The 440-nt window shown below is 46.6% G+C and carries 1 protein-coding gene; it reads right to left on the bottom strand.

Features of this window, described 5'->3' with window-relative positions; genetic code table 11:
• Nucleotides 1-80: 80 nt before the first annotated feature.
• Nucleotides 81-440, bottom strand: a 360-nt coding sequence (locus KZZ04_RS18430; RefSeq protein ID WP_219423674.1) for a hypothetical protein, incomplete at its 5' end; no start/stop codon positions are given.

The following is a 440-nucleotide window of genomic DNA, read 5'->3' as shown; positions in this document are numbered from 1 at the left end:
AACGCTGGGAGCGTGGAGCGTTAAAATAACGTAATCTGACAGCATCAGCATTATTAAAAAAAAGCGCAGGCCTAACGCACTCATACTTTACCCGGCCTATTTTCTTTGCCACCCTGCCTCTTAAGCTTTAAAAAAACTAATTTGAGGGCAACCTTAACTTTTTGTGTGGCACTGAGTTCAAAAAACAATGCCGGTAAAAAACGCTTATCAAAATCAATTAATCTAGACACGACCGCCGGTGGAATCGCCGTGGTTATTTTCCCCGCCTGCTGGTAGACGGCTATATCCCCAGTCCATGTGACGTACGCCTCCATCTCATTCGCACACATAGCGCCGTCATACAGGCACGCTTGATAACGGGATTTCACTGCCTCATAGCCATTAACGGCCAACACCGACTGTATAATTTCGCTACCGTTCTGGCGATGTAGAATGCTCGC

This window comes from Pseudoalteromonas sp. CR1 (assembly GCF_019392235.1).
Taxonomy (GTDB): Bacteria; Pseudomonadota; Gammaproteobacteria; order Enterobacterales; family Alteromonadaceae; genus Pseudoalteromonas.
The sequence above is the reverse complement of the archived record's forward strand: the minus strand, read 5'-3'. Positions and strand labels throughout refer to the sequence as shown.